This window comes from Adhaeribacter swui, assembly GCF_014217805.1.
Taxonomy (GTDB): domain Bacteria; phylum Bacteroidota; class Bacteroidia; order Cytophagales; family Hymenobacteraceae; genus Adhaeribacter; species Adhaeribacter swui.
Window position 1 is genome coordinate 33,782 of sequence record NZ_CP055155.1, and the last position, 26,832, is coordinate 60,613.

Annotated in this window: 28 protein-coding genes and 1 pseudogene; 23 read left to right on the forward strand and 6 right to left on the reverse strand. The window is 43.6% G+C overall.

The features are described 5' to 3' along the window. Nucleotides 1–24 precede the first annotated feature (24 nt). Nucleotides 25–1,035: a T9SS type A sorting domain-containing protein gene (locus tag HUW51_RS00820; RefSeq protein WP_185269996.1), complete on the forward strand. Its 1,011-nt coding sequence runs from the start codon at nucleotides 25–27 to the stop codon at nucleotides 1,033–1,035. Nucleotides 1,036–1,134: 99 nt separating this feature from the next. Here the strand turns inward: HUW51_RS00820 and HUW51_RS00825 are convergent, their stop codons facing one another. The 6 genes and pseudogenes from HUW51_RS00825 to HUW51_RS00850 form a co-directional block, all read right to left on the reverse strand. Continuing rightward, a complete protein-coding gene (locus HUW51_RS00825; protein ID WP_185269997.1) occupies nucleotides 1,135–4,104 on the reverse strand; it encodes a DNA polymerase III subunit alpha in 2,970 nt (989 codons plus the stop codon). Next, nucleotides 4,101–5,264, reverse strand: coding sequence for a DNA polymerase IV (gene dinB / locus HUW51_RS00830; protein WP_185269998.1), 1,164 nt, complete (start codon nucleotides 5,262–5,264; stop codon nucleotides 4,101–4,103). Before dinB ends, HUW51_RS00825 begins: the two co-directional genes overlap by 4 nt. 151 nt (nucleotides 5,265–5,415) lie before the next feature. After that, nucleotides 5,416–6,105, reverse strand: coding sequence for an SOS response-associated peptidase (locus tag HUW51_RS00835; RefSeq protein ID WP_185269999.1), 690 nt, complete (start codon nucleotides 6,103–6,105; stop codon nucleotides 5,416–5,418). Between the two features lie 42 nt (nucleotides 6,106–6,147). Beyond that, complete coding sequence (locus tag HUW51_RS00840; protein ID WP_185270000.1) at nucleotides 6,148–6,318, reverse strand: hypothetical protein; 171 nt, start codon at nucleotides 6,316–6,318, stop codon at nucleotides 6,148–6,150. Nucleotides 6,319–6,497: 179 nt separating this feature from the next. Further along, nucleotides 6,498–6,899, reverse strand: a complete 402-nt coding sequence (locus HUW51_RS00845) for a hypothetical protein (RefSeq protein WP_185270001.1) — start codon at nucleotides 6,897–6,899, stop codon at nucleotides 6,498–6,500. A 146-nt stretch (nucleotides 6,900–7,045) separates the two neighbouring features. Next, a pseudogene (locus HUW51_RS00850) lies at nucleotides 7,046–7,943 on the reverse strand (IS3 family transposase). A 952-nt stretch (nucleotides 7,944–8,895) separates the two neighbouring features. Here HUW51_RS00850 and HUW51_RS00855 point away from each other — a divergent pair. From HUW51_RS00855 to traN, 22 genes are all read left to right on the forward strand, one after another. Beyond that, nucleotides 8,896–9,102 (forward strand): hypothetical protein, encoded by a 207-nt coding sequence (locus HUW51_RS00855; RefSeq protein ID WP_185270002.1) that lies wholly within the window; start codon nucleotides 8,896–8,898, stop codon nucleotides 9,100–9,102. 659 nt (nucleotides 9,103–9,761) lie between these two features. Then, nucleotides 9,762–10,748 carry a replication initiation protein gene (locus HUW51_RS00860; RefSeq protein ID WP_185270003.1) on the forward strand — a complete coding sequence of 329 codons (987 nt, stop codon included), beginning with the start codon at nucleotides 9,762–9,764 and terminating at the stop codon, nucleotides 10,746–10,748. Nucleotides 10,749–12,034: 1,286 nt separating this feature from the next. Then, complete coding sequence (locus tag HUW51_RS00865) at nucleotides 12,035–12,532, forward strand: JAB domain-containing protein (RefSeq protein WP_228466588.1); 498 nt, start codon at nucleotides 12,035–12,037, stop codon at nucleotides 12,530–12,532. Between the two features lie 86 nt (nucleotides 12,533–12,618). Further along, on the forward strand, nucleotides 12,619–12,876 hold the full coding sequence (locus HUW51_RS00870; protein WP_185270004.1) for a hypothetical protein: 258 nt from the start codon (nucleotides 12,619–12,621) through the stop codon (nucleotides 12,874–12,876). A gap of 233 nt (nucleotides 12,877–13,109) precedes the next feature. Then, nucleotides 13,110–13,538, forward strand: coding sequence for a hypothetical protein (locus HUW51_RS00875; RefSeq protein ID WP_185270005.1), 429 nt, complete (start codon nucleotides 13,110–13,112; stop codon nucleotides 13,536–13,538). A 10-nt stretch (nucleotides 13,539–13,548) separates the two neighbouring features. Further along, a complete protein-coding gene (locus HUW51_RS00880; protein WP_185270006.1) occupies nucleotides 13,549–13,752 on the forward strand; it encodes a hypothetical protein in 204 nt (67 codons plus the stop codon). 63 nt (nucleotides 13,753–13,815) lie between these two features. Then, nucleotides 13,816–14,097, forward strand: a complete 282-nt coding sequence (locus HUW51_RS00885) for a hypothetical protein (RefSeq protein WP_185270007.1) — start codon at nucleotides 13,816–13,818, stop codon at nucleotides 14,095–14,097. 288 nt (nucleotides 14,098–14,385) lie between these two features. Beyond that, nucleotides 14,386–14,817 (forward strand): plasmid mobilization relaxosome protein MobC, encoded by a 432-nt coding sequence (gene mobC / locus HUW51_RS00890; protein WP_185270008.1) that lies wholly within the window; start codon nucleotides 14,386–14,388, stop codon nucleotides 14,815–14,817. Between the two features lie 246 nt (nucleotides 14,818–15,063). Further along, the gene (locus tag HUW51_RS00895; RefSeq protein WP_185270009.1) at nucleotides 15,064–16,635 is read left to right on the forward strand and encodes a relaxase/mobilization nuclease domain-containing protein; all 1,572 of its coding nucleotides are present in this window, start codon (nucleotides 15,064–15,066) and stop codon (nucleotides 16,633–16,635) included. 109 nt (nucleotides 16,636–16,744) lie between these two features. Continuing rightward, the gene (locus HUW51_RS00900; RefSeq protein ID WP_185270010.1) at nucleotides 16,745–17,374 is read left to right on the forward strand and encodes a ParA family protein; all 630 of its coding nucleotides are present in this window, start codon (nucleotides 16,745–16,747) and stop codon (nucleotides 17,372–17,374) included. A 126-nt stretch (nucleotides 17,375–17,500) separates the two neighbouring features. Then, complete coding sequence (locus HUW51_RS00905; protein ID WP_185270011.1) at nucleotides 17,501–17,935, forward strand: hypothetical protein; 435 nt, start codon at nucleotides 17,501–17,503, stop codon at nucleotides 17,933–17,935. A gap of 66 nt (nucleotides 17,936–18,001) precedes the next feature. Continuing rightward, entirely contained in the window at nucleotides 18,002–18,490 is a 489-nt protein-coding gene (locus HUW51_RS00910; protein ID WP_185270012.1) for a hypothetical protein, read from the forward strand. 36 nt (nucleotides 18,491–18,526) lie between these two features. Further along, on the forward strand, nucleotides 18,527–18,844 hold the full coding sequence (locus HUW51_RS00915; protein ID WP_185270013.1) for a DUF4134 domain-containing protein: 318 nt from the start codon (nucleotides 18,527–18,529) through the stop codon (nucleotides 18,842–18,844). Between the two features lie 75 nt (nucleotides 18,845–18,919). Continuing rightward, complete coding sequence (locus HUW51_RS00920; protein ID WP_228466590.1) at nucleotides 18,920–19,153, forward strand: hypothetical protein; 234 nt, start codon at nucleotides 18,920–18,922, stop codon at nucleotides 19,151–19,153. A gap of 32 nt (nucleotides 19,154–19,185) precedes the next feature. Next, nucleotides 19,186–21,630, forward strand: coding sequence for a TraG family conjugative transposon ATPase (locus HUW51_RS00925; RefSeq protein ID WP_185270015.1), 2,445 nt, complete (start codon nucleotides 19,186–19,188; stop codon nucleotides 21,628–21,630). Continuing rightward, entirely contained in the window at nucleotides 21,605–22,276 is a 672-nt protein-coding gene (locus HUW51_RS00930; RefSeq protein ID WP_185270016.1) for a plasmid transfer protein, read from the forward strand. Before HUW51_RS00925 ends, HUW51_RS00930 begins: the two co-directional genes overlap by 26 nt. Nucleotides 22,277–22,278: 2 nt before the next feature. After that, a complete protein-coding gene (locus tag HUW51_RS00935; RefSeq protein ID WP_185270017.1) occupies nucleotides 22,279–22,899 on the forward strand; it encodes a hypothetical protein in 621 nt (206 codons plus the stop codon). Between the two features lie 4 nt (nucleotides 22,900–22,903). Further along, a complete protein-coding gene (locus HUW51_RS00940; protein ID WP_185270018.1) occupies nucleotides 22,904–23,896 on the forward strand; it encodes a plasmid transfer protein in 993 nt (330 codons plus the stop codon). Nucleotides 23,897–23,916: 20 nt separating this feature from the next. Further along, nucleotides 23,917–24,525, forward strand: a complete 609-nt coding sequence (traK, locus tag HUW51_RS00945) for a conjugative transposon protein TraK (protein WP_185270019.1) — start codon at nucleotides 23,917–23,919, stop codon at nucleotides 24,523–24,525. Beyond that, nucleotides 24,503–24,889, forward strand: a complete 387-nt coding sequence (locus HUW51_RS00950) for a hypothetical protein (RefSeq protein ID WP_185270020.1) — start codon at nucleotides 24,503–24,505, stop codon at nucleotides 24,887–24,889. Before traK ends, HUW51_RS00950 begins: the two co-directional genes overlap by 23 nt. Further along, nucleotides 24,876–26,036: a conjugative transposon protein TraM gene (gene traM, locus HUW51_RS00955; RefSeq protein ID WP_185269921.1), complete on the forward strand. Its 1,161-nt coding sequence runs from the start codon at nucleotides 24,876–24,878 to the stop codon at nucleotides 26,034–26,036. The genes HUW51_RS00950 and traM overlap by 14 nt, the downstream gene beginning before the upstream one ends. A 1-nt stretch (nucleotide 26,037) precedes the next feature. Next, the gene (traN, locus tag HUW51_RS00960; RefSeq protein WP_185269922.1) at nucleotides 26,038–26,829 is read left to right on the forward strand and encodes a conjugative transposon protein TraN; all 792 of its coding nucleotides are present in this window, start codon (nucleotides 26,038–26,040) and stop codon (nucleotides 26,827–26,829) included. Nucleotides 26,830–26,832: the final 3 nt, after the last annotated feature.

Consider the following 26,832-nt stretch of genomic DNA (forward strand, 5'->3'; position numbering starts at 1 on the left):
TATAAGTATAAAAAAGCAAGCTGCATGAAAACACGCTTTACCCGAATCATTCTCTTGGGTTTACTGGTAATATTTTCTTTTAAAGCCTTCCCTTTCTTTCTGTCAAGCAGTAACAATCCTGGCAGGCGCACCTGGCAACTGGAAGCCAATGCGCCGCCCACTGCTATTCTCTTTTCCGGCTCCATCACGGAGAACATAAACTTTGCCGGCATCGTGGGCAAGTTTACCACCATTGATGCCGATGCCGAAGAAGAACACATCTACTACTTAGTCCCCGGAGAAGGTGATGCGGATAATGATAAATTTCTCATTATAGGAAATGAACTAGAGATACACACTTGGCCTAATTACGAAATTCAAAACATTTATCACATCCGGGTAAGGACTGATGACCAGAGAGGCGGGGTACTGGAGAAAGCTTTTGCTATCCCGGTCAAGGAAATCAATGAGGCGCCTTTGGGTATTGTGCTCTCCCCCTCTGCAATAGAAGAAAATAACTTACCAGGAGCTGTTGTTGGCCTCCTTTCCGTGATGGATGAAGATACGCTGGATCAGCACACTTACCGGTTAGTTGCCGGTGCTGGCGATGAAGATAATGCGGCCTTTACTCTTGCCGGAAACGAACTACGGGCTGCTATTTCCTTTGATTACGAAACTAAAAGCAGCTACCACATCCGCCTGCAAGTCCGGGACAAGGAAAACCTTACCTACGAATCTAAGTTTGTCATTACCATCAAAGACCAGGTAGAAGTAGAACCGAAAAAACAGGAAGAGGTAACCTTACCCCAGGAAGAACCAGTACAGGCTGGATTCCGGGCTTCCCCGAACCCAGTAAAGGAATATCTGCATTTAAGCTTCGAAACTGCTATGGATGAAGTACACCTGATAAATAGTGTAGGGCAACGGGTATTCGTACAACGAACAAATTCCAAACAGCTAGACCTAGATACTCGTGCACTTAGTTCCGGCGTGTATACTGCTTTAATATATGCAAAAGGGAAAGTCTATGCTAAGCGAATTCAAGTAGTCAAGTAAATTACTCTCACTTGATAATGACGTGAGACTATCGTTTCTGTTTCCTTTCCCTTAGTGCGCGGAAACTGGAAATGGTTAATTGTACAAGGTATTTCTAAATCAAGTGGTGTCAACAAGTTTTGCGACGGCGTTTGATTGGTGTTTTTCCTGAAAAGGAAGTTTATCCATCTTTTCTACTTCCATGCTCGGAAAACCAAACTCCGTTACAATCTTTCCTAGGAGCAGGTATACCCCCGGGCCTTTAAAAGGCCACGCTTTTAAGGAAGGCGGAAAGTTGACCGTATCAAAGAAGTTGCTTTGCACGTCCAGGAACGTGCCAAACTGCATGAGTTCCCCTTTAATCGTGCGAACTTGTTTGGTCGTGACGAGAATACCTACCATGCGCACCTTCTTACCGGTGTATTGCCCCATGGTAACCGCGAAAACATCGCCCCGAAACTTGGTTTTAAGCAAATCAAAATAAGTCAGGCTCACAGGAAAACCAAGTAGTTCCAGTTCATCCCAAGCCGCATCCACCGGCGTGTAGGTGAGCGCCGGGAGGGAAAACGGTTTTAGCGGTACTTGAAACAAAACGGCGGCCCCATCCTGGCTACTGGGGTGCCCTAACAGGTAGAGGGCTTCCCAGAGGAGAGTCACCTTACTTTTACCCGTAAAACGGAAAGCATCGATGCGGATCAAAATCTGGATTTGTTCCACCGTGATTTGGGTGCGCTGAATAAAGTCAGCCAAATCCTGGTATTCGCCATGCTCTTTCCGTTCCGCTACAATATGCCGGGCTATTTGCTGCTCCAGGTTCTGCAGGTGCACTAATCCCAGGAAAATAGCCGTCCCGTAAATAGTCGTCAGGTACTGGCTTTTATTCACGCAGGGCAAGTTCATCTGCGCACCCGCTTTCCGGGCTTCCTGCACGTATACCCAGGTTTGATAAAAACCACCAAAGTTATTGATCACGGCCACAATAAACTCCAGCGGAAAGTACATTTTCAAATACAAGCTTTGGTAACTCTCCACGGCAAAAGAAGCCGAGTGCGCTTTGGAAAAAGAATAACCCGCAAAACTTTCCACTTGCCGCCAGACCTCCTTCGTAATCGCTTCCGGGTAGCCCTTCTCCCGGCAACTGGCAAAGAACTTATCCACTAGTTTCTGAAACTCCAGCTTAGAACGCGACTTGCCAGACATTCCCCTTCGCAGCACATCGGCATCAGCCAGATCCAAGCCGGCAAAGTGGTGGCATACTTTCAAGACGTCTTCCTGGTAGACCATCACCCCGTACGTTTCGGCTAGTTGCTCGGCCATCACCGGGTGCAGGTGCTGAATCTTGTCTGGCGCATGAAAACGTTCGATGTAAGCCTTCATCATACCGCTCTTGGCTACACCTGGCCGGATAATGGAACTAGCCGCGACCAAGGACAAATAGTTATCACAACGCAGTTTTTTCAAGAGGCCGCGCATGGCCGGGCTTTCAATGTAAAAACAGCCGATGGTATTGCCGGATTTTAGTTGTTGCCGCACTTTCTCGTCCGTTTTAAATTGGGCTACTGCGTGGGCATCTACTTTAAGCTTTTGGTTTTGTTCTACCAAATGCACGCAGGCCTTGATGTGGCCAATGCCGCGCTGGCTTAAAATATCGAGCTTCTCAAAGCCAATACTCTCCGCCACGTACATGTCCCATTGGCTGGTGGGCATGCCTTTGGGCGGTAAGTCCAGGGCGGTGTAACAGGTAAGCGGCTGCTCAGAAATGAGCACCCCCCCGGCGTGAATGGAACGCACGTTAGGAAAGTCCGTGAGTAATTTCCCGTAGTGAAAGATCTGTTTAGTAAACTGATTTTGATTAGCCCCAGCGGCCGGGTTGGCGACCAAACTATCGAGTTCACTCTTGGGCAAGCCGTAAACTTTCCCCAGTTCCCGCAGGATGGCATTTTGCTGAAAGGTACTCATGGCGCCCAGCAAAGCCGTATGCTCCCGGCCGTAACGTTTAAAGATGTAATCGAGTACTTCGTCCCGTTCATCCCAGCTGTAATCAATATCAAAATCGGGTGGCGAGGTTCGTTTGGGGTTGAGGAAGCGCTCAAAGTACAAGTCCAGTTCAATCGGGTCCACGTCGGTGATGTGCAGGCAATAGGCTACCACGCTGTTGGCGCCGCTACCCCGGCCTACGTGGTAAAAGCCCCGGCCCAGGGAGTAGCGGATCACGTCCCAGGTAATCAGGAAGTAAGCCGAAAAACCCAGTTTATCAATAATGACCAGCTCGTGTTCCACCCGCTGTCGGGCTACTTGGTTGGTTTCCCCGTAACGCTGCCGCAGTCCATCTCGTGCTAATTTCTCCAGGAGCAGTTTATCGTCGTAAGCCGAAGCAGAAAAGAGAAATTTGTTCTTCCGCGAAGTAAAGTCAAAGGAAAAACTTGCCTGATCTACCAATTTTTCTAAGTTGCGGATTAAAGCCGGGAAGCGCTCATAAACTTTCCGCAATTGGGTAGCCGGGAGAAAGGCCGCCTGCTCCGCCAAGCCGTGCGCCGGGGTCAGTTGGCTCAGCAAAATGTTATTGTCAATCGCCCGTAAGTGGCGGTGCAAGGCGTAGCCTTCGGCTTCCTGGTAAGTAAATACCAGCTGCATCACCAGCTTTTCGGGATGATGCCGCAAGTCAGAGAACTGGAGCTTGTTTAGTTCTTGGGGGCGTACTCCAATGTATTCATTATCCCGGAGAAGCTTGGTAGTACCCACTGCCATTGGATAAATGATAATAGTGTGGTTAAATACCGATGGCTCGTCGGGTAAAGGTTCCTGTTGCAATTGGTAGTGGCTAAGAAACTGATTTAACTCCTGGAAGCCGGCTTGGTTTAAAGCCACGCCGGTATAAAGCAGTTGGTTATCCCGCCGAAACTCCATGCCCACCACTGGCTGAATCTGCTGCTGCCGGCAAGCAGCGATAAATGGGAAAACGCCGGAGGTATTATTGATATCCGTGAGCACCACTGATTGGTAACCCAGTTTAGCCGCCATCGCCACTACTTCTTCCGGGGAAAGGGTACCGTAACGCAAACTGTAGTAGGAATGTACAAAACAGATCATAGCTTCTTGCCCGTTAACCCCGCTGCCCGTTTCACCGCTTCCGTTCCGTAACGGTGACGGATCTTATCCATGGCCTGGTAGAGGTTCACCAGCTCTGTAGTATCTTCAAATAAATCAATCTGCTGAAAGCCCTGCACTAAGTGGCTCAACCGGACACCCAGTAAGCGAATGAGCATCCGGCGGTTATAGAGCTTCTGGAACAGTTCTTTGGCTTTGCGGATCAGGATGTGATCGGCCGCGTTGTAAGGAATCATCATCTGCTGGGTATGCGTATCAAAGTTAGCGTAGCGGATCTTCACCGTAATGCAGCTAGTGAGCTTTTCTTGCTGGCGCAACTCAAAGGCCAGTTTCTCGGTCATGGCCACTAGTAAGTTATTTAGGTAGTGAATATCCGTCGTATCGGTCGCAAAGGTGCGCTCGGTGCTAATGGACTTTTGCTCTGAATATGGTACCACCGGGGCGTTATCAATGCCGTTGGCTTTCTCCCAGATGCTCAAACCATCTTTGCCCAAGGTTTTCCGGATCACATCCGGCGGGATCATGGTGAGCACTTCAATCGTGGGCACGCCCATGTTGCGCAAGAGCTGGTAGTTCTTTTCCCCTACACCGGGAATCTTGCGGATCGAGAGCGGGGAAAGAAAAGGTTTGACTTGCTCCTGCGGCACTTGTAAGGTGCCGTTAGGCTTGGCCTGACCAGTAGCAATCTTGGAAACCGTTTTATTCACCGATAAGCCAAAAGAAAGCGGCAAGCCGGTTTGCTTCATAATCAGGTTTCGCAGTTCATTGGTCCACTTCCAAGTGCCAAAGAAACGGTCCATGCCCGTCACGTCCAGGTAGTGTTCATCAATGGAGGCTTTCTCGTAAATGTCGGCTTTTTCGGCAATAATCTGCGTGACATCGGCCGAGTACTTACTGTACGCTTCCATATCGCCCCGCAGGATAATGGCTTCCCCACAGAGCTGCCTAGCCATCCGCACGGGCATGCCGGCATGAACACCGTATTTACGGGTTTCGTAACTACAACTAGCCACCACACCCCTATCCGATAGCCCGCCGATGATCAGGGGCTTCCCGGCTAGTTGGGAATTGCGTAAACGCTCCACCGATACAAAGAAAGTATCCTGGTCCAAGTGGGCAATAGTGCGGTTCTCCGGCAACATAGATTACGAAATAGCTAAATACAGCACTTTCTAAATACTAATATTGTTAGCAATAACGTAAATAAATATATAAAAGCTAAATATTTGAGAAATATTTTAGCTTTTTGCGGTTAAAACCAAAATGCTTAGTGTAATTCACTAATAATAATGGCTAAACAGGAAAGCAGTCGATGGCTTTTAAAGGTTGGGATTGCATGAGGGAAGCTTCGTAGGGCTGCAGCAAGTTAAGTACTTCGGCTTGGGAAAGGCCCGTATCGAGCCAGTACTTTTCTGCTTCCCGCGGTAAAATAATCGGCATGCGGTCGGGATGAATGGGTTTGACCAGTTCATTAGCGGCCGTAGTGATCACGGAAAAAGTGCGGATCACTTCTCCCGACTGCGGATCTACCCACTCATCCCACAAACCGGCAAAACTGAAGATATGCTCTTTTTTAAGGTTAATGAAATAGATTTCCCGTTCTTTCTTGCGTTTGGGTTTGGTGATCACCTGGCCAAACATATCTTTCTCCACAGGAGTAATGTCTTTCCACTCGTAGAAGCCGGTAGCGGGCACCAGGCAGCGTTTAGTAGTAAGCAGGGACCGGAAAGAAGGTTTCCAGGTCAGTTCTTCCGCTTTGGCGTTAAAGGTTTCGTAACGGAACTCCCGGGTTTTCGACCAGTGCGGCAAAAGCCACCACTTCATAAAAGTAAGATGTTTGGGATCCGTATTAGTAATAACGGGCAAGACACTGCCGGGCGAAGCATTGTAAGTCGTCTGGTAATCTTCCCCGTCCTCTAATTCCAGGTCGAACCTTTCTGCCAGCTCCGCTAATTCCTTGGCTTCCGAATAACGTCCACACATATTTGTATATTTAACACCTCCCTTGTATTTACCATAAAAGAACTACCAGCTAGTTAATACGCTATAATACCAGGGAGCGCCATCAATCCAGACTATTATATTAATGATTAGTACCGCTACCAGGAACAGGTAAGGTAACAGCCAGAGGAAACGGGTCAACCCGGGATAGGATTGGTATTTATGGATTAAGTGAATAGCGTAGCGTTTTATCATTTACCTCTTCTACATTTTTGCCATTGACAGAGCTTTATAGAATATACTTTAAAGTTAAAGAAGAAAATCTATTAGTTTCTATAGCAGCAGAAAAACTAAATGGAGCTCCATGCGGATTAGCTCGTCTAGCCTCATGACCCATGTTATGTAAAATTAAAATGTAATTATCAACTATTATATCATTGATGTGCTGGATCTATTTTCTTTTTCAATGCATTATATATAATTCCTACTCGATCCTTATCCAGAACTTCAGACTTTCTCTTGCCATAAACATCAGAAATTGTTTTAGTAATCACTAAAGAATCTAGTTTACTCAAAAAGTAGTTTGCTTGCCTTTCAGATAAATCATACTTTAACATCAAATTTAATGCGGTGAGTTGATGTCCTTCCCACTTTGTCTTTTCAGGCTCTAGAGGTTGATTAAATAAATCAGGTAAAGGTATTTTCACCTTAGGAACAAACTTGGGTTTTCCAATTCTAAAAGTAAACTTAAGTCGGGTAGTTTGCCGTCCCTTCTTAAGCTCAGTTAAATTTACGTTCAACATTTTTACTATTTCTTCAAAAGAAGGAAGTAGCACGTATTTTTTTAAAATCGAAGAACCGCACATATTTCTTTATATTCTCTGCCTCTGCCCCTACTAATAATTTTTTAAACTCCTCAACATCTTCAATATACTCTCCTTTATGCTCATAGTGGACTTGCAAAAAAAAAGTGGACAAAAGATTAAGCGGCTAGAGATTGCTGTTTTAATAGTTTTTCCATTTGTGCCAGCGTACGATAACCTAGGCTAAAATGCAGCCTTTCTCGATTATACCAGACTTCAATGAATTCAAAGATGGAGGTAGCTGCCCCTTTTTGATTTTCAAATTTGTGATCATATATACACTCTGTTTTTAAGGTTTTAAAGAAGCTTTCCGCCACGGCATTGTCCCAACAGTTAGCCTTTCGACTCATACATACTTTACTGGATCAAGGGGCTAACCTGTAGTTCTTTTCTAAACTCCTCACAGGCATATTGCACGCCTCGGTCAGAATGAAAAATCAATGTCTGAGTGATAGGTCGGTTACCAATCGCCATCTTTAAAGCAGCCACGGTCGTATCCTGGGCTTTCATTGTTTCACTTAGTGCCCAGCCGATTACTTTCCGGTCTGCCAGATCCAATACCACCGTCAGGTAGAGCCATCCTGTCAAAGTCTTGACATAGGTACTGTCTGATACCCAGGCCTGGCCACTGACAGTAGACAGGAAGTTGCGATTCAGCAGATTCTCACTACTCGTAGTAGCCGCTTCTACTCACTTGGAACACTTTACACATCCTCTCAACCGGAAATTTGGGGCGGTAATCGGTTATAAACCGGTAGGTTTCCCGTCTCCCCTGGAGAAGATGCGGATGGCCTTTTTTAAGATGTCCCTTTCCAACTCCACCTCTCGGAGTTGTTTCTTTAACTGAGCTATTTCGGCCTCCTCCGGAGTGTGTTTCGGTTTGCCATGCCCCGGAAAACTACCTTCCCCCTTCTTTAAAAACTCAGTGCGCCAGCGATAGATGAGCTCTACCCGAATACCCAGTTCCTGGGCCAAGTCATTGAAATTCTCCCGGTTCTTGCTGAGCTCCACGGTCATCCGCTTGAATTCTTTGTCGAATTTTCTTCTTTCTTGTGATATACGGTTAAGTTATTGATTTTTCGCTTAACTCGCTGTCCGCCTAAAGGTAGCAACTCAAAAGGCAACTCCAATGCTGTTGGGTTCGATAAGGCTAATCCTATATGCTTGGACCGCAATGGGAATATTCTGGACGGAGTTTACCGAATGTGGATTATGGCAGACATTAATGAAAATGCCAGAGGCTTAGAATGTAAAAAGGTTTATGTACGAATGTATGATTTCGAATAATCTAATGCTCAATCCAGGCTAGGCACCTTTTCCTCTCTAATAACCAACTCAAAAAAAGGAGCCTATGGCAAGTAGGCTCCCTAATTCACTAATCTAATTGTAACATAATCAGCACAAAATTATGATGTCAGAGTCAAAAAATCAATCATCCAGCTAAAGAAATCATTGCTAAAGAAGCTGAAAACCTTTGGCAAAATACACGTGAAAACTTAGAAACTTTAGCACGTAAATCTTTTGATGATAAGAAAATAAGCGAAGAAGAGCTGCACTACTACCTTTACTTACTGGAAGATAATAGGGCAACCTTATTAACTTTCCAGGAGGCAATCGAAAAACTAAAAAATAGAAAATCTGGCTACACAATTGATCTTCTAGATAATAATTGGGATGATATAAATATTAAATTCCTGAATACAACCTATTACTGCGGCCACCACGAAGTAGAATTCAACGCCACTCCATTACTGCATTCGATTGTAGAAGATTCAATGCCAGAAGAGGTTGCTCAGGCCTTAGATCAAAGTATGGCCTTTATCGTTGACTATGTGGCTTTAACCGGATGTAAAATGACCGATAACTTACGCCGTATGTACGGGGCTTTAAGAGGAATCAGAAATGGCATTATCTCGGGATACTCCATTGTAGTGTTAAATACTGTTGTACCATCTAAATCTGAATAGCTATGTGCCAGGCTAAAAATAAATACATAACTCCTTTAGCCTATGGTAATAATGATATCATTATACCGGATGGTTTTGTAAAAAATTATAATGCTTCTCCCTTGCTTGATGTAGTTTTATCTGATTTTAACCGCCCCCAGGAATTTGCAGAATTACTTAAACATCATCTAAAATCCGATAAAAAGAGGCAGAAGAAATTGCGGAAATGAGCCCTTAACTGTCGTGAAGATGAATATCAAAACCGCCGTTTTTTTCTAAAAAATTGATAAAAGGCATACAGGCGGGTTTACCCAATGGGAGAAATAACGAGAAAAATGACGATTAGAATATTCAATCATGTATTTATTGCTCCGTTTTGTTGCAATTGGCAGCATTAAGCCCGGTTTTAGATCAACCTGCCACGTAAATCGTCATTTTTCTCGTCGATAAATCTAGGATTACCATACTTTCCAGCAGTTATAAAAACGAGAAAAATGACGATCCGGGCAGTCAAATTGCTTATTCAGGCCATTTTTCTCAGTTATTTAGAGTGATAACCCATATATCTACCTTTTACAATCGTCATTTTTCTCGTTTTAAAATTTAAAAATATCATTCTTTAATTTAAAAAGTATTCTAATTAAGTATTCTAAAGTATTCAGGACGGTAAATACTTGATAATAAACTAATTGAACTGGTATAAAACGAGAAAAATGACGAAACAAGCGAGAAAAATGACGAAATAAACGAGAAAAGTAACGACTAGAGCGAGAAAAATGACGATTTGCAACGAGATTCCTGACGTTGAGAAATAAAAGACGAAAACTAAATTTTTTTATTCGTCTTTTAGTAGATATTATCTATATTTACTAAGTAATGAACCTGTATTATGTCGGATAAAAATACAACAGGCTTGGCCAAAAGTAATAAAACAGTAGCTCAAGGTAATTTTATTGTTCGAAGCCATCTTTCATTTGGCGCCGTGGAAGCCCGTATATTTACTTTAATGCTGGCGGGGATTCACAAAGATGACTCGGATTTTAAACCTATTGAAATACCGATGTCATCGGTTACCCCCCATACCGGCGGCACCGCTTACGAGATGGTTGAAAATGCTTGTAAAGCTTTGATGACAAAATACATTGAAGCCTCAGAGACCGACCGGAAGCGCGGCACCAAGTTATACTCTTTCGTCGATTATCTAGGGATTGATAAGGGCACCGGCGTAATTACGGGTATCTGGTCCCAAACAATCCGGCCTTTTCTCATCCAATTAAAAGAGCATTATACCTTAGCGGAGGTGCAGCACTTAATGGAACTCAAAACCGGGGCAGCCCACCGGTTATACTGGCTTTTAAAAAGTTACGAAACATTAGGGGTGTATGAGGAGTCGATGGAAGAACTTAAGAATTTGCTGTGCGGGAAGGAGGTAAAGTATGACCGACTGTATGATTTTAAGAGGTTTGTACTGCTGCCGGCCTTTGCCGAAATTCAAAAAACGCCGGAATCGCCGGAAAACCCACTAGCCTTTGAATACCTGGAAGAAAAAACTGGTAAAAAAATTACTTCGATCAAGTTTATTTTTGATGGCACCGCCAAGCAACTAGCGGCTGAGCGCAAAGCCAATAAAGTAAAATCCAAAAAGAAGATAACTAACCAGGGCTCTTTGTTTCCGGATACTCCACCGGTAAAATACAAACCTTCAAAGGTAACTATCCAGGGAATTAATAAAGTTTTAACTCATTTTACCCTAGAAGATTTAAAAAGTATGTCAAAATTTTTGGATTATGAGAAACTGGTACAATCCTATTTGGATAATGGCTTTACCTGGAATGAGGATAAGACCATCTTATCAGGTTATGAGCGGGAAATTTAACAATCGGTACAAATCTCTAAATAGGGTGAGGAATGAAGATAAATAATTCAAATTCGTATTAATGTCAGAATTTAACCATGTTTTTTTATATTATGGCAATTTAAATAAATACGTATTATTTATTAATTATTATTTAATAGCTATTAATTATTACGTATTACTGATATTTCGTGCCTTATGGTAGAATAAACCAATTTGAGAGCCGGGTGAATGCACTTAAATTGCTTGCTGAGCAGGCCTACCAAGCTAAAATAAAGAAGTACCCCCATGTTCCGGCATTTGGCATCGTCCGGCCTAAATTATCGGACACAACTTCGAACGAGCTTACCAAATGCATTCTGGAGTACTTTAATTTAAATGGCGGTTACGCGGTCTGCATTAATATCTAAGGCCAGTACAATGAGAAAATAGGTCTGTTTACCAAGAGTACTACCAGGAAAGGTACTGCCGATGTTCATGGTGTTTTAGATGGCATCCATTATTCTATTGAAATAAAGATTGGCCGCGACAAACAAAGCGAGTACCAGGAAGCCCCTCAAAGTAAAGTAGAATCAGCCGGTGGGCATTATTTCATAGCCAAAAACTACCAATCCTTTTACGACTGGATCACCGAAACCCGTAACGGCAGTGGCCGCATGGTAAATGAGTAAAATAACTCTCCAGACCTGAGGTTTGAGCCTGGAGAGTTGACACCTTTGGCGCTATTGCGGTTGCGTATGGTTGTAGTAGTTTACAGTTCCATAATTAATGATTGTTGTTCCATGATTTACTATCGGCGGCACCGGTGGTAATACTGGTACCGGCATTGATGGTGCCGGATTTGGCTTTTTCTTTTTAGGTAATAAAGCTTTGAACCCCTTCCAGATTCATACACCTACCCACTTCCAAGGCACTATTTTGATAATAAATACTGTTACTGGTGCAGGCACACCTGTTAAGACTTCCAGCGCCTCCCCTACTTGATTCTCATCCATGCTGATTAATTTTAGCTGTCTCACTGCCTAACTACAGGTGGATGTCATGGGTTAATGAGCACCGTTCCCGCTTAGCAGTTTGCTTAAGTGTAGGAAAAAACCACCCCAAAAGTTTATGGGAGTTCTAAAATAACCAGCTTGCGTTTCAAACGCGACCTGAACCAGGTAAACTAAAAATTACAAAAGGGAAGAAAAAGCCCTGTTTTTGTGAATAAATAAATGTATACAAAATGTATCTTTTTAGATAAAAAAAGTATATATTTATATAATCAATCAATCACCAAAACACTTTTACGCTTAAAGACTTCGCTTATGTACACCATGCAAAACACCCCTACTTTATCATTCACAAACATTGAAAGCTTACTGGTTGGTATTCCTAAAATTGATTTGATTTATAAAGCCGGTTCAGCCGTTAATATCGACTTAAAAATTACTTGTTCTAATGATTGCGTTGCTGTTCTCCGGGAAAGCTGGGATGAAAATAAAATAGAATTTATTGAGCAATTCAAAATTTTACTTTTAAATCGGGCTAACAATGTACTGGGCGTATTTGAGGTATCCACCGGTGGGGTTACGGCTACTGTTGTCGATATAAAACTCATCTTTGCGGCCGCCATCTTAGCTAATGCCAGCGGTATTATTTTGGCGCACAATCACCCTAGCGGCAACCTGCAAGCCAGCACTGCGGATAGAATGGTTACCCGCAAACTAATTGAAACCGGAGATATATTGGATATCAAAGTACTTGACCATATTATCCTAACCCGTACTGGGTATTATTCTTTTGCTGACGATGGGGAAATGTAATCCCCATCTTTTTTATTGCAAATAAAACCAAATGGTTATTCTGCCTCAGGAAAACTCCTGAGGCTTATACTAGTTAAATAAACAATATGGAAACGTTATTATGTATGACCTTTTATGATTTTCTGCGGCTCAACCATGAGGAGCGGACGGAGCACATTTTAGAATTTGGTATTTTTTTAACCTCCTGCCCAGGTAGGGCCCTGTATGACCTGGGAAAATTTTACGCGGAGTTAGTCTATGATTCAGAGCAAAACAAAATAGTAGAGGCCCGGGGCTTTCGTTCCCTGCGCAACCTGGAGCCTTATTTGGGCTACATTGACATGAATTTAGACGATAAAGAGTAAGTCGTATTATACAAAAGTGTTTATTTTATTTAAAATTGTTCTTTTGCAGGTACAAAACGTATATATTTGCTATGGTTACATTTAACCGAAAATATTAGCGGTTTAATTGAAAATTAGTAAGAATTAGAAGTAATACTTTTTATGTTTTACGGATTAAGTAATCCTTAATCCGTATTATTTATTACATAATATTTATTTATGAGAGGTTCTCTATTTCGCTAAACTTTACAACTATGAGATTTAAACGCCTGGCTTTTCTGGTAATAGGAACCTCCATGGTAGGTTTCGCAGCGCCATCGGTTATGTTGCCCCTGCTTACAACCCAACCCTCTCCCCAGCGCAGCGCTGCCCTATCCGGTGAAGGCCTGGAGGCGCGCCGTATCAAGGCAGATGCGAAGCGCGTGGAGATAAACTACCTGGAAGAAACACAGCAAGCCATTACCAGGCATTTAGCGGAAAAAGGCGCGAGAAATTTCGAAGTATCCCAAATTGTTTTTACCTCCGAAAAAACCAAGCGGATAGCTGGCCAGAAGCAAGTAGACCTTTCTTTTACCTTTCAGCTCCAATTAAAAGACCAGGTGCCGCAGGAGTTGCCCGGAGAAATCCGGTTGGCCAGTGATGCGGATGGTAATTGGTTCAATACTTCTGTTCAATTAAAATAGCAACCGGCGTATGCAATTCGAATTAACACGGGAAGAGGTTCTTACTATTTTTAGTGCTTTGACCCGTCAGATATTAAACCAGGGAGAAAACCTGAAAGATTGGGAAAGTGGCGATATGAATAGTCACGCAACGAAGGAAAAGATTGAGAGTACGATTCATTTTTATAAAAATGATATTAAGAAGTTGACAGAACTAAGAGACCGGTTTAGGTAAAACAATGAGGTGTAAGCCTCTCTCCTGCCTTGCATTGTTGCTTAACGATTATTAAAATTTTATATGAACGCTGAGGATACTATTAATAAAAAATTTGAAAAAGCGAAGTTGTTATTTGATGAAGGACTGATACAGGAGTTTAAAGATTTATTCGACATTATACCTTATAGCGTGGTGGCCCGGAAATTAAATACCAATAATGTCCGGTTTAAAGCCAAGCTGGAAGACCCGTTAAACTTGAAATTGGGAGAATTAAGAACCATATCCGAACTTCTGAACGTTGATGCGGCCGCACTATTCTCGCTGGCCATTCGGGATAAATCAGTAAACAAAGAGCCGGTCTAATAAACCGCTTATTATGTATTCCTTATTCTGGATTACGTAATATTTAATACATATTTTTTGCGGCGGCAGCCTCCACCAGCCGGAATAAATTTTGGAGCAAACCTTGAATAATTACCGCGAATTGATTTTTCTTCCCTTTTGTAAAAACTGCCTGAAAGCTTAGGAAAAACTTTTACCGGCGTTTGATTTGCAAGATGTGTTTTGCGTTACGCAAAACCTCTTGCCCCTCCTTCTCGCTTCGCTTTAAAGACGGGGTGGAAAATATTCGCAACTCATATTTTTGGGAAGATGGAAGAAGAAATAAAAACATGGAGTGCCAAAGGTGGCCGGCCGAAAAAAGAGGCCAAAGAGCGTAAGGATTGGCGGTTAAATCTGTGTTTTACCGAAGATGAATATAAAGCCCTGGCTGCAGAAATGGAGCAGGCCGGTTACCAAGATAAACTAGGTATTTACGCTAAAACAAAGCTATTAACTAAGCAAGGTACGGTGCCACATAACCCGAAAGTTTTGTTTGCCGCCCTCAATAAGTTAAGCCCGGAATTAAAGAAAGTGGGCGCCAATATTAACCAGATAGCCCGGTACGTAAATTACCTGGATAAAAATAATATGGTGGATCCGAAATTTATGATCGAGTATAACGAGCACTTTAAAAGAATGGCAGAAGTGCAGCACGAATACGCGTTAGCCATCAAGGCTTACCTTCGTTCCATTACTAAGTAATAGTTAATCCTGTTTACATATTACGTAATACGTAATAAATAATACGTATTATTTAAAACACATTAATGATTACAGAAAACGGTTTATTTATTGCGGAATAGCTATTAAATAAAATGTATTCCTTATTATTGGTTTATTAAACAGTAATGCGGATTACTGAATATAGAATACTTATTCAGCATTAAGTAATACATAATACATATTACTTAATGCTGAATATTGATTACTTGTTTGCAGGCAAGGTTTATGGTAGTTAAAATTCTTTCTTCCGGTGCTGGGTTCTCCGGCATCAAATACAATGAGAATAAAGTCAGTATTGGCTCAGCGCAGCTAATGGCCTCGGAAAACTTTGGGCTGTTGGATATGGATTCTAAAACCAAGACCATTCCAGAGTTAGAAAGTTTTTTTAAGGCCTGGTCCATGGCCGAAAAAGGCACCATCAGCAAGCCGCAATTTCACGTGGCCATTTCCTGTAAAGGCAAAGAAACAAGCGGGGAGGAGTTAACCCGGATAGCGCAGGAGTACATTAAAAAGATGGGCTACCAGGACAACCCGTATTTAATCTACTTTCATTCGGATACGGCCAACAACCACGTGCATATTGTTTCAAGCCGGGTAAATGAATCAGGGTTAAAAATCAACGATTCCTTTGAGCGGCGCCGATCGCAAGCGGCGATGAAGGAGATTTTAGCGCAAGATCCAGAGCAGGAGGTAGGGGAGCAGGTAAAACGGGCGTTAACTTATAATTTCTCCACGGAAGCCCAGTTTAAACTCTTACTGGAAAAACAGGGTATTACGGTAAAGCGCAAAGAGCCCCAATACCAGTTTATCAAATACGGCGCCGTTAACCATCAAGAAAGTAACTTAAAAGTAGACAATAAGATTAAGGCTTACCAGGAGCCGAGCGAAAGAATAAAGCAAATCAAAGCTTTATTTCTAAAGTATAAGCCCGCTTTAACCCCGGAGAAGTTTTCGGAATTTATGCGGGAGAAATTTGGCGTAGAACTGGTTTTTCATACCGCTAAAGGCAAAGATACCGCTTACGGGTACACCATTATTGATCATGGCCAGCAGCAGGTTTTAAAGGGTAGCCAAGTACTAAAGCTTTCAGACCTGTTAGCCTTGGCCCCTAAAGCTGGTAGCCTCCAGGCAGCCGCGGAACTATTAAGCACCTTAGCGGAAAATAACCAGCTCCGCTACCGGGAATTTAAGCAACAACTGGCCCACCTGTGCTTTGAGTTAAACCCATCCGGCGCGGTTCGGCTGGCCGGGGAAGAGCAGGTAAGTTTAGCCATTTCGAAAGACCGCATGCGCCAGGTGCTCTACAATGACCGGCTTTATGAAGCAAATAAGTTTGCCCTCGCTACACCGGCCGAAGCGGAAATTATTCGCCGGGTATTCCATTTGAAAAAAGAAGACCGCTTAAACTACCAATTCTCCAATGATAACAACGGCCGGGAGCAGGCCAAAACGATTTTATCTGACAAACTAAACAGCCTTTTGGCTACAGGTAAAGAATTAGTAGATATCGCCAAAGAGAATCATTACGCCTTTGCCAAAAATGGGGGAGAGGTGTATTTGGTAGACCAAAAGAACTACGCCTTATACCCTGTCTCCGAGCTTACCCATACCAAGCTAAATTATACCGGCATTTCCATGATTGATGCGAATAAACCAGTTTACCTGGGCGGCAAAATGGAGCAATCCAGCGGTTCATTTGGGGAGCTGGCGGCAGAGTTAATTAGCTTACTGGACCCGGCAGAGAAAGACGAGCAAACCCAGGATAATAAACGCAAGAATAAAAGAAGGATTAAGTAATACATAATACATATTATTCATTACTGATTACTTAATACGGTTTACTTATTACTTATTACTTATTACTTATTACTTATTACGCCATACATAAAACAATAAAAATAGATCGATGAAAATATTAGTAGCAAATCAAAAAGGCGGCGTAGGCAAATCTACTATTACAACGCTCCTGGCTAATTACCTGGTGCTGGAGAAAAAAGCGCACGTGATTGTTTTTGATCTGGACTTTCAGGATACGGTTTTTGCCCGTTGGGAACGGGATAAAGGCTTGTATTCGAATGAGCCGCTTTATGAAGTAATGAAGATGGATATTGATGAATATCCTAAATATGCCGCCGGCCTGGAGCAAATTAAAAATGAAGCCCATCTGATTATGGACTTGCCCGGCCGGCTCGATGATGATAACCTGCTGGCCATTATCAAAGACGCGGATTTAATTGTTTGCCCCATTGCTTACGAGCAATCCATTTTCGAAAGCTCCCTGTTTTTTTCGAAAGTAGCCCGGCACGTGAACCCGCACGTTAAAATTGTATTTCTGCCTTCCCGCATCAAAGGCAGTGTGAAGTACGAAATACAAAATAAAGTTCGGGATGCCCTGGCCGAGTATGGGCCCATTGCCCCCAAGGTTCCGGAGCGGGTAGCGTTGGAGCGGATAGATTCTTTTTCTATCAGCAGTGAGGCAAAACCCATTATTCAGGAGCCATTTGATTTTATATACAGTAATTTCATTAATACATAAAACACTAAGTAACGGTTATAATATACATTATTGTATACTTGTAAAGCATAAAAATAATTTTTTAAAAGAATTTAATCTTTTATACGTATTTTATTTTGTTAATTTCTTATTAAACGTATATTTGTTATGAGCAAAGACTTATTACAAAAGTTAAAGGCGAGTGCTACTGAAATAAACCCTGTAGAACCGGTAAAACCTGAAGCATCAGCGGTTACCCAGCCAATTGCGGAGGCTAAATCAACAAAAGATAAGCCCGCTGTAGCAAAGAGTAATCCTGTTGCCAAAAAGGGCGCTACGAAGCCGGGTAAGCCGGCTAGTGGGTTAACTGGGTTTGAGGATTTGTACGAAATCCTGAAGCAGGAGAAGGAAGATTTCACCTTTAACAAGCGGATGGTTTACATCGATGATGACATAGCCGATGTATTGGACCTGATAAAAAGGGAAGCCAAAATCAATTCTAATTTGCTCGCCAGCTATTTATTAAAACAGTTTTTTACTGAAAATATTGGGCTTATTAAAGCGCTAAAAGAAAAAAGGAAAGGCAATAAGTTTTTAGATTGATCCTTTGGTACTCTTCTAGGCCCTTAATCTAAACGTTGTTTGTTGTTTATTTAAGCTTATTGGCCTATGGAATGGGGTACATTTCTTACCGTTGTTGCTGCTGTTTATCTGTTGTATTACGGGTTAATTAGCATTTCTGATTTACTGTCTGGCTCCAAACCCAAAACCTCCCCGGAGTTAGGCACGCAGTACGATATAAGTGATTTGGTTGGTTTGGAGGAGCCCGCTAAAATCATAGATGAAAAAGATTATCAGGAGCCTTTGGCCGCAGTTGTACCTGTTGCCAAGGCTCCTGTTCCTGTGCCTGAACCTGTTAACGCTGGGGGCCACTCTCCGGAAACACCTGGTGATTCCCCTCCTCCCCAGCCTGCTTACCAGGAACCAGTACCCGCCCCTGATTGGGCCGCAGAGCTGGATGAAGAAATAATCCTAGCAGAAACTAACCAGGAAACGATTATTAGCATTCCGGTACAAGGTCAACCGCTTTCGGTAACAGAATTTCTTCAGTCTTTTAGGAGTGATGCTAAAAGCCAGGCCGCCTCTATTTTCAGCTAATCTTTTTCAATTCTAAACCCTTATATCTTACAATTTATGAAAACCTATCTTTTCTCAAACCTCACCAGAAGGGTGCTTTTGGTCGTTGCTGGATTTTCCTACGCTTTTGCTACCCAGGCGCAGGGCGCTAAAGGTATTGATGCCGGCGCCTCGGAGCTGGCTACTTACATTGACCCGGTAGCTAACCTGATTTTAACCATTGGGGCTATTGTGGGCCTGGTGGGTGGTGTTCGCTGCTACATCAAATGGAACAGCGGCGATAACGACGTACAAAAGTCCGTGATGGGCTGGATGGGATCCTGCGTGTTCCTGCTGTGTGTTGGTGTTATCGTGAAAGCTATGTTCGGTGTCTGATAAGCTATGATTTCCAGCAAAGGCAAGGAGTTTAATGTATATAAGGGGCTGCAACGGCCCCTTATTTTTAAATCCTTGAAAGGAAAATTCATTTACTGGGGAATGGGCTGCATACTGCTGGCTTTTGTTGGCGCTATTCTTCTGGCAACCTTAATTCACGTGATAGCTGGTGCTATCGGCCTAATCGTAATTGCTTTAGCGGGTATGTTTTTTATTCTCAGTAAGCAAAAAAAAGGCCTCCACAGTAAAACCCGTTCTTCCGGCACCTACATTATTACCCCCCAATTCAGAAAGAAACAGAGCCGTTAAGGTTCTTTTTATAATTCAATTTTTAGGAAGCTATGAAAGCTAAAGAATTTAAGCGGCCATTTATTGGTATAAAAACCTATGCCTATGATGTGCTTTTTCACGAGAAAAGCGATCATTCCGTTATCGTCCAGATAACAAACCCGGTCCTGCAATATTCCGCCGATGTGGAAGCTTATACGGACTTTCACCACGTTTTTTCCAACATTATCAAGATTTTAGGCGGCGGCTACACCGTTCAGAAATTAGATGTTTTCGCTTTAAAGAAGTTCAAAGGTAAAGAATCAGAAGATTACCTGAGCCAAAAATACAATGAAGCTTTTACCGGCCGGGAATACCGGGATATTACAACTTATCTCACCATTACCCGCAACGTAAAGCGCTCCAGCTTCTTTACCTACGATGCCAAAGATTTTAAAACCTTTGAGCGGAACGTAGCTAAAATCATTGATATTCTCCAGGCCCGCAATTTCCAGCCGGTGGTTTTGCGAGAAAAAGAGATAATCTCGCTATTAAACCGGTTTGTGGCTTTTAACTTTTCGGATGAAGTTTACACCTTTAACAACTTCACGGCCACCGACGAACACATTTCTATTGGGAAGCGGTTAATTAAAAGTATCTCCCTGGTAGATATTGATGAAGTAAATTTTCCGCAAACCATTACCCCGCATGCGACGCTGAATTTTGGCTTTAACCTGCCGGTGGACTTGATGCACTTTTTACATACCATACCCGGGCCAGATTGCATCGCTTATAATCAAACCATCCAAATACCGGATCAACGCCTGGAGATGGCTAAGCTTAACGCCAAGCGGAAAAAGCATACTTCCATGCCGGACCCGGCGAATGATTTAGCCGTGGCCGATATTGACCGGGTAATGGCTGATATTGCCAAAGATAACCAGCTACTGGTTCACACCCATTTTAATATTATTCTCGCCGGCGCAGAATCAATCCTGGACCGGGCCACCAACTACATTGAAAGCAACCTGTTTAGTTTTGGCATTATCCCATCCAAGCAAGCTACTAACCAGTTAGAGTTGTTCCGGGCGGCTATTCCGGGTAACCAGGACGAGCTTAAACACTACGATAAGTTTCAAACCACCACGGATGCGGCTATTTGCTTACTGTTTAAAGAAAGTTTGCTAAAGGATGAGAAATCAGATTTTCAAATCTACTTCTCCGACCGGCAAGGTATTCCCGTAGCCATTGATACCAGCGATTTGCCCATTCATACCCAGCGTATGAATAACCGGAATAAGTTTATTCTAGGGCCATCGGGTAGCGGTAAATCCTTTTTTACCAATCATCTCTTCCGGCAGTATGCTAAACAGAACACGGATATTATTCTGGTAGATACCGGCCATAGTTACTCCGGGTTGTGTCAGTATTACGGTGGCCGCTACATCACCTATAGCGATGATAAGCCCATTACCATGAACCCTTTCCGGATAAACCGGGAAGAGTTTAACGAAGAGAAAAGGGAGTTTTTAAAATCGTTGATTAGCCTGCTCTGGAAAGGCGCTGATGGCCACGTGAGCCAAATGGAGGATAGCGTTCTTTCTTCTGTAGTGTCGGCTTACTACGATGATTTTTATACCCAGAACCGGAGCCGCAGTTACCTTTCCTTCCAGTCTTTCTATGATTTCTCCGTTGTTAAAATTGCTGAGATCACCGAAAAAGAAGCCATTGATTTTGATTTAAAAAGTTACCGCTTCATTCTAAAAAGGTTTTGCCTGTCCGGGGAGTTTGGCGCTATCCTCAACAATGATATGGATTCGAGTTTATTCGATGAAAAATTTATTGTTTTTGAAATAGATGCCATCAAAGAACACAAAGTCCTTTTCCCAATCACGACCATCATTATCATGGACGTGTTCCTGCAAAAGATGCGGCATAAGAAAAACCGGAAAGCGCTGATTATTGAAGAAGCCTGGAAAGCCATTGCCTCACCGTTGATGGCCGGCTACATTCTCTACGTGTATAAAACCGTGCGCAAATTCTGGGGGGAAGCGGTAGTGGTAACCCAGGAGCTGGATGATATTATTGGTAATGCCGTGGTTAAAAACAGCATCATTAATAATTCCGATACGATTTGCCTGCTGGACCAGACCAAGTTTAAAGACAACTTCCGGGAGATTGCCAACCTGCTTTCCCTCAATGAAGTGGAGCAAAATAAAATATTCACCATCAACAACCTGGATAACCGGGAGGGGAGGGGGCGCTTTAAAGAAGTGTACATCAAACGCGGTTCTTCCGGGGAAGTGTATGGGGTAGAAGTTTCCCTGGAAGAGTATTTGACCTTCACCACCGAGCGCAAAGAAAAAGAAGCTATTCAGGTGTACCTCAACCGCTACCCATCTTATCAGGAGGCCATGGATCAGTTTGTAGCTGACTTTAAAAGGTCCGGTTTAAAGCTTAATGAATTCACTAACCGCATTAACAGCAACCAGTATGAAAAAACATTTTTACCTGCTTAGTACCCTGCTCCTGTTTTCCGGCGCTGCTGCCGGCCAGCAGGTTGTTTTCGATCCTACCGTTGTTTCTACGCTGGTTATTAACCACACCGCGCAGCAAGCCGCCCTGAGTGATATTAAAGATAATGAGGGCCAGATTGCCACGCTCCAGAAAACCATCACTTTAAAAATGATCCAGATAGAGGAGCTGCAATCTAAGATGTACAACTCTTTAAAGTCGGTGCAGTCCATCATTGGCCAGAGTAAAAACATCATCTATGCCAGCGCCATTGCCAAAGATATAGGCCGCTACCAGAACCAAATGATAGAAACGGCCAAAGGTGACCCGGAACTAATGATTATTGCCGCTAAAACCGAAGTAGAGCTGATTAACCGTACCGCAGACTTATTTTCTTACATCTACCAGGTGGCCGTGGTGGGTACGGATATGAACCTGATGAGTAATGCGGACCGCTTATCCTTAATCCGGCACGTGGTAGATGAATTACGCATTATGCGGGGGTTGGCTTACGGCATTACCCGGAAGATGCGCCTGGCTAAATATGCCGGCCTGTGGCGGGCTATGAACCCCATGGGCTTACGTTACCCCAACAACAGCCAGGCTATCATTAAATCATTAGTGGACGAGTATAAAAGCCACCGCAAATAGCCATGGGAAAGCCAGCCATCCTTATTTGTTTACTCGGGCTGACCTTGTTTCAGGTAAAAGCCCAGACCCCACCGGTGCCCGTTAAAAGCCCCAATACCCGCTATCAGCTGGAAAGGGAAGTAGTAACCCGCTGGAATAAATTCAACCCGAAATGGTACTTCATTTTATTTCATAACAAATACCGCAAAGGGCCCGATCGCCGCAACATCAAACAACTGATGCCGATTATGGCCCTGACCCGCATAAATGCTTCGGCCGCCGAAGAAGAAGAGGAGCGGGTGGACGAACTCTATAATCAGGAAATGTTCAAGCTGGCTGACCGCAGCCTGAATAAAAACTTTTACCTGCTTTATGAAAACAAAATAAAAAAGCTGAACCAGGACCTTGCCTTGCTACAGGGTGAAGCTGTTCTGGCGGGGGTAGATTTAGATATGCTGCTAGCCTTAAGAGGCGAACAGGAGCGTATCAAATCCGACATTGACCTCACCAAAGAATCTTACCAGGACGACGCTAAAAAAGCAGAGCAGTTCCGGGTAGCCCTAACGGATTTAACCACCCTACGCGGCTACTATCGCCGGCTCATTAACCTATTTAAAACTAGTAATAAACTCTTAAATAAATAAAGCAATGCGGGAGCTCATAGACCGGAATATTTTTGACCTTTTCAATACGCTTTATCTGGATATAGCGGAATTGTCTTTTTCCTTTTTGTCGGATGCCCAGGCCTTGGCCGCCATTGCTATGCTGCTGTACTTCGCCATGGAAGCTTATAAAATGATGGCAGGAGATAAAACCATGGAGATTATGCCGTTGCTCCGGCCATTTGCTTTGCTGCTCGTGATTGTGCTCTGGAGCCAGTTTATCGACGTGGTAAATTTTCCGATTACAGTGGTGAATGATACCGCCAAAGGCATGTACGAAATGCAAATTGATAACGTGGAGCACATGCACGTGGAGCGGCAAGGGTTGATTGACCAGGTAGCTAAGAAAATGTCCGAGAGTAGCGCTGAATTCGACCAGGTGGAAGGTGAAACGCAGGATAAAGATTGGTACGAGAAAATGGGCATCGACCTGGAGCCTTTGTTTCATAAAATGAAAGGCTACTACCTGATGCTGATGGCAAAAATCAACTTTGCTATTATGCGGATGGTGGAATACATTGTTATTGTCATCTTTCAGATTTGCACCTACCTGGTGTTCCTTTTACAAATCATTTTTGCGGCTATTCTAGTCATTCTGGGGCCGTTCTCCTTTGCCATGAGCATTCTCCCCGGCTTCCGGGATTCTTACCTTACCTGGATTGGCAGATACATTTCCGTGGGCCTTTATTCTACCATTGCCTACATCGTCATGTCGATCTCCTTTGTGATTATCCGCTACGCGCAGGAACGGGAAATAGAGGTGCTGAAAGCTATTCTGGAAAACGAAGAGCTCTTTATTGCCTACGTTTCTTACTCCAGCGCCAACATCAGCTTTTACATTGTCTCCCTGGTAATCGCCGCTTTAGCCATGCTTTGTATTCCGGTAATTTCTACCTGGATCATTAATACTTCCGGGGTAGGCCAGGCCATCGGCTCCGTAGTCCGCGGCGGCATGACATCGGGCCGGATGATGCAGTAAACTTTTAATCCCATAAAACCATGATTAAAACATTAGAAAACAAGATAAAATTAGCTTTTGCCGTAAGCGTCGGCAGCTTTATTACCAGCCTGGCAGTCGTTGGTTTTGTTTGCTTCTTTGCCTATTCGCTGATCAATGACCAGCGCAAAAAAATATACGTGCTCGATCATAACGTACCTCTTCTGGTGCAGCAAACCAATTTAGGGGTAAACCGGCAGGTAGAAATGGAAAGCCATATTAATATGTTCCACCTCTTATTTTTCACCCTGCCCCCGGATGATGCTTATATTAAAAATAACCTGACGAAAGCAATGTACCTGGTGGATGAAACCGGCCTGGCCCAGTACAATAACTTAAAAGAAAAAGGGTACTACAACTCCATCCTGGCCAGCTCTGCGCTGCTAACCATTCAAACCGATAGCATTGTAATTGATGCGAACCGTCATTTTCGCTACTACGCCAAGCAGCGCTTAGAGCGGGAAACTTCCATTCTTAAACGCTTGCTGGTAACGGAAGGCGACTTACAGGATGTGCCACGCACCGAAAACAACCCCCATGGCTTTATTATCAAAAACTGGAAAACCGTCATAAATAAAGACCTGGAGCATGAAGCCAAGAAATCCTTTTAGCCACCTTTTTGATTGGTATGCTAACGCCCGGGAACGGGTACAGCAATATGCGGCCCGGTACCCGGAGCGGATTATTGCCGGCATGTTTATTATCCTGCTCTTTGCGGTGGCCGCGCTGCTCATTTCCAAAGCAACCCATAAAAATTCTTATGCCGGCTCCATACATTTTATTTCCGATAAGCTTAGCCTTCCCCATAAACCCGTAACAAAGCCGGGGCATTCCCTTGGTTCGGATATGATAGATGTATTGGATGCTTACCGGGAAGCCAGCGCCATTAATCCGGATAGTATCACCGCCAAAGACAGCCTTTTACTAAAAGAAATTGATAAAGACCTAAACCGTATTTTAGATGAACAAGATTGATTTTAAAAAACCGAAGTACGTGCTCCCCATCATTGTGCTGCCATTTATCTGCATCATCAACTGGGTATGTCTGGATTTCTTTCCTGCGGCCAAGGCGAAAGATCCGAAGCACACTTTACAGGAAGAAGAACAAATCATAACGGCGCTACCGGACCCGGAACTAGCAAAAAAAGACATTAACAATAAACTGGGCGCCGGGTTAGCAGAACATAAACACGACCGGGATTATTCGGCAGTCCGGGAAATTGAAGAGGAACAAGCCCCCGAGAGCACTTACCGCAGCGTTTACACAGAAGAAGAAAAAAGGATTATTGACAGCATGAACACCGCTGCGCTGACCAATAAACCCAATGCTGACTTTATGGGGCAGGTGGAAAAACGGCAGCGCACAGACCGCAGCCGTTACCTGGCATCTTCCCCCGGTGCCCGCTCCCGACCCCGCCGAATAGAAACGCCCGAAGAACGGGAAATGCGCCTGTTTAAAGCCCAGATGAAATACATTGATAGTTTGGGCAAGGCCTCTGAAGCTCCGGCAAAACCCACTCTGCAAAATCGCATGCAAGAACCAGTATCGCCCAAAGAAGAAGTTTCGGAAGCAATGGCTGTTCGCAAAACAGCGAACCCCAACACCGCTTACTTTAACACGGTTAAAAATGATGGCCCGGAACAATTCATCAAAGCTATTTTGGATGAAGGTTTAAAATTAAGGCAAGGTGGCCGGATCCGGGTTCGGCTGCTGGATGATATTTACGTGAGTGATTACGAAATCGAAAAGGGGAGTTACCTCTACGGCATTGTAAGCGGGTTTTCGGCGCAGCGGGTAGAAATTACAATCAGTTCGCTGCTTTACGGTAACCAGATTATACCGGTGAACCTGAGTATTTATGATAACGATGGTTTGGGTGGCCTGTACGTTCCAGCCTCGCAGTTCCGGGAGTTTACCAAAGAACTTGCCTCCAACACCACCAGCGGCCAAAGTATCAACCTGGACAATGGCCCCGACAACACCAATCAAATGGTTTTTTCTATGCTGGAGAAAATGGCGCAAACCACTACCAGGGCCGTTAGTCGTTCGGCCCGGCAGAACAAGGCCAAGCTCAAATACAACACTGTAGTTTACTTAATTGATAATAAAGCCAAGAAATAAAATGAAAAACATCTTATCTGTTTTAATCGCGTTGGCTATCGGCCTTCCCGGTTTCTGCCAAACTAAAACCACTCCGGTTATTTATGTGAACGAAAGTATTTCCACGCACTTTATCAGCCCGGAGCCCATCAAGTACGTCGATATTTCCACAGATGAAATTGCCGGCGATATACCGGTGGATAATATTTTCCGGATAAAGCCCAAGCACGCCAACGCTAAACCCGGCATTGTTACCATCGTGGGGGAACGGTACATGGTCCAGTATAAACTCAGCTACGCGGCTACCAACCAAGCATCCACAGAAGTTAGAATTGACCCAACGCTGGTAGATGATTATTTAAACCCCGGCGTATCCATGAGCCAGCAGGATATGAAGCGCTTTTCCCTTCTGGCCATCCAACGGCAACCTAAAAAGAATGTGGCGGTTTCCCGAAGCAATAAAATGGTAGCGACGGTAAATAATATCTATACTATCGGAGACTACTTTTTTATTGATGTGTCGATGCGAAATAAAAGTAATATCAAATATGATATAGACCAGATCCGCTTTAAAATCGAAGGTAAAAAACAGGTGAAGGCCACCAACTTCCAGCAACTCGAAGTACACCCCGTGCACCAGCTGCAGTACCTGGACAGCTTTAAACATAAGTACCGCAATGTATTTGTGTTTCAGAAATTCACCTTCCCGGATGAAAAAGTATTTAACATAGAAGTAGCTGAAAAACAGGTAAGCGGCCGCACGATTTCCGTGAAAATAGACTATAAAGATGTTTTAAAAGCCGATACTCTCTGATAA